The organism is Methanoregula sp. (assembly GCF_049690535.1).
GTDB lineage: Archaea > Halobacteriota > Methanomicrobia > Methanomicrobiales > Methanospirillaceae > Methanoregula.
This window is the reverse complement of sequence record NZ_JBAVMX010000128.1, coordinates 1-3454: the sequence shown is the minus strand read 5'-3', so window position 1 is coordinate 3454 and position 3454 is coordinate 1. Positions and strand designations below refer to the sequence as shown.

Annotated in this window: 1 protein-coding gene and 2 pseudogenes; all 3 read left to right on the top strand. The window is 57.6% G+C overall.

Annotated features, from left to right (window positions below; all coding sequences use genetic code 11):
- Positions 1-605, top strand: a pseudogene (locus WCE46_RS10285) (Gfo/Idh/MocA family protein); the annotation flags it as partial.
- Positions 602-2032: a nucleotide sugar dehydrogenase gene (locus WCE46_RS10280; RefSeq protein ID WP_424733626.1), complete on the top strand. Its 1431-nt coding sequence runs from the start codon at positions 602-604 to the stop codon at positions 2030-2032. The pseudogene WCE46_RS10285 and the gene WCE46_RS10280, both read left to right, overlap by 4 nt.
- Before the next feature lie 592 nt (positions 2033-2624).
- Positions 2625-3454: pseudogene (locus tag WCE46_RS10275) on the top strand (hypothetical protein); the annotation flags it as partial.

The window sequence follows — 3454 nt, the reverse complement described above, 5'->3', positions numbered from 1 at the left end:
CTGCCGGGATCACCGTCGGCGTCGGGCACATCGAGCGTTTCAATCCGATCATCGCCGAAATAAAAAAGATCGTGACAAAACCCCTGTATGTGGAATTAAAAAGGCATAATCCCGCCTCCGCCCGGGTGACGGGAAGTTCCGTGGTCGAGGACCTGATGATCCACGATATCGATATCATCGTCAACGTCTTTTTCCCGAACCCCTGCCACATTCATTCAGTCGGAAATGTGGATCTGTGCAGCGTGCTCATGGAGTGCGGGGGCGTGCCCGTGGCGCTTTCGGCGAGCCGCAAAGCGTCAAAGAAGATCCGGATGATCTATATTGAGGAGGAAGACTTCACGGTCGAGGGTGACTTCATGACCCAAGAGGTCACGATCTACCGGAAGCCCGGCAGGTACCAGTTCGAGAACGAGCGGTACGTGCAGGAGAATATCATCGAGAAGGTGATGGTCAACAAGGTCGAACCCTTAAAGGTGGAACTTGCGGCCTTTATCAACTGTGCAAAGAAGCATACGCCCTTCCCGGTTACTCCCGAACAGGCGATCCGCAACCTTGAGGTAAGCGAGCAGATCCGGGCCGGTTTTTCTGTCGGAACCCGGCCATGACGCTCGATGCGCTGATCAAAAACCGGGGCCCAATCCGGAATATCGGGGTGATCGGCATGGGGTACGTCGGGATCCCGGCAGCCGCGCTCTTTGCGGATTCCAGAAAGTTCGAACATGTGTACGGGTTCCAGCGTGATTCACCCTCATCAGGCTACAAGATCGCGATGCTCAATAAGGGTGAGAGCCCGCTCAAAGGCGAGGAGCCGGGCCTTGAAGAGCTTCTCAAAAAAGTTGTCAGCACAAAAAAATTTGAGTGCACCGCAGACTTCTCGAAGATTGCAGAGATGGACGCGGTGACCCTCTCCATCCAGACGCCGTTTAAGAACAAAGATGATCTGATCCCCGATTTCTCGGCGTTAAATGATGGGATCCGGAATGTCGGAAAATATCTCAAACCCGGGATGCTTGTCGTGCTCGAATCCACGATCACCCCGGGCACCACCACCGGCCCTGCCCGCGTCATGCTCGAAAAGGAATCAGGCCTTGTCGCGGGAGTAGACTTTGCGCTTGCCCATGCCCCCGAGCGGGTGATGGTGGGCCGGCTGTTGCGGAACATTCGTGAGCACGACCGGATTGTCGGCGGCATCGATCCGGTGAGCACGGCCCGGGCAGCCGAACTCTACAGCCCGGTGCTGACGCTCGGGAAGGTAATCCCGATGAGCGCGACCGCCGCAGAAGTGACAAAGACTGCCGAGAACACCTTCCGTGACCTCCAGATCGCGGCGGCAAACGAGCTCGCGCTCTACTGCGAAGCGATGGGGGTCAACTTCTACGATGTGAGGGCAGGGGTCGACAGCCTCAAGGGAGAGGGGATCACACGGGCGATGCTCTGGCCCGGCGCCGGGGTCGGCGGGCACTGTCTCACCAAAGACACCTACCATCTCGAACGCGGGGTGCAGCAGCTGGGAAAGGATCTGCTTGACTACCCTGAAGGGGAACGCTCCCTCTTTGTGCTCGCCCGCACCATCAACGATTTCATGCCACGGCACATGGCACGGCTCACGCGTGACGGCCTCGCCCGGGCAGGCACACCGGTAAAGGGTGCAAGGATCGCGCTTTTAGGCTGGGCATTCCTTGCGAATTCCGACGATACCCGGAACACCCCCTCGGAGCCGTACCGGGACGAGATGCTTGCCTCCGGGGCCATGGTTGCCGTCCACGACCCGTTTGTGGCACATGCCCCGGGAGTCACGCTCACTCCCTCGCTTGAGGACACGATCCGGGGAGCGGATGCCGTGGTCATCTGTGCCGGCCACCACCAGTACCGTTCGCTCGATGCGGCACAGGTCAAAGCGCTGACCGGACAGAAGCACCCGGTGATCGTTGACGGCCGGAATATCATCGACCCGGACCCCTGTATCAACAACGGGTTCATTTACAAGGGGATTGGGCGGGGCGACAAGAACAATCACCCGGTCCGGGAATAGATCAAACCCCCTTGATCTTTTTCTTTTACGGGAGCACACTATGATTCCCTGATTTTGTTGTATCGTTCGTGACGATCTCCGGATTTCAACGGATACAGGAGTACGGGCACCGCAGAAACACTGGAACTACTGAGAAAGAAGGAGAGCATCCTGTTACGGGCGTTTTTATGGAACGAGGTGCCGTTCGTCGGGTACGGGGCTTTGGAGGAGGCCTTCTTTTGAGAGGGAAGAGTTTTTCCGGGTCTTCCTCGTTCCATGGGATGACGCCATGATCAAGGGGACAGTCCCCTGGGGAGAAGGCACAGGGAGTTGTTATCCTTCTCATCTTTCAGGTGCCTGCTTTTGAGAGGTTGGATCGTTGTATGATGTGAGATACCACCATGTGTTCCCGTGTGGCTCTCTGGTGTTTCCAGACTGTACCTGCATTCCTGCAGGCCTGATCCATTGGTTGGACAGGCCTTCATATAAATCACGGGAAGTTGGAAAAAAAGATCATGTTCTTTTCCAGTCCTCCTCCTGTTTTGGCCCTGCCAGTTGTTCCTGCACGATTCCGGAACCTATATGGGGCAGACCATTGTAGGTACCAGGAGAGATGTATCCCGACCGGGCCATATTTGGAAAAATTATCGATAAGGAGCCGGCACTCTCCCAAGCCGGAAGGGAGACTCTGCGGGCCCTGTACGACGGCCCGTTGAAGATCCGCCAGATCCTTGCTCTTGTCAACGTGTCCGGGCCTGTAGAGCCAAAGGAGGCAGTAAAGGAGCGCACGATCACCGAATCCGCGCTCAGGAAACGCCTCGAGGTACTGATCGGCCGGGGGATCATTGCCCGGGCCGGGAACGAGCGGACCAACCCCTACTACTTTATCCGACGGTCGTGGCTGTTTAACCGCTATATCCTGATCCGGTGCAGGGACAACCCATCAGGAGGCCTCCTTGACTTAAGGATCCTGCTTGGCGAGATCTCCCGGGAGACCCCGGGCGGGAAACCCAATACCGTCCAGCCCCGCGTGATATCCGCCATCGGCGAGCGGACCGAACGGAGCCACGAGGTGGAAACTGCGTACCGGGCGTTCCGCGAACGGCTGGGAGATCCTGCGGCAATCGGGGACTACCTCGAAGGCATCTATGATGCGATCTTTACCGGCACGGTTCCCGCAAGTGATATCGACGGTTCGCTTGCCCGGGATTTCCTCAGGTTTGTCGCGACGGCTCCTCCCGAGGAACACGAGGTCAGGTTCTTCTTCTGGTATGCGCAGTTCTTCCAGACACTCGACCTGTACGAGGCATCGTCGGCCATCTTTGACCGGGGTGTCGGGCTTGCCACAGAAAGGGGACTTTCCCTGAATGCGATTCTTGGCGAGGCACGGATCACGCGTGGCAGCATCCTCCTGCACCTCAACGATCTCGCCGGGGCAAAGGA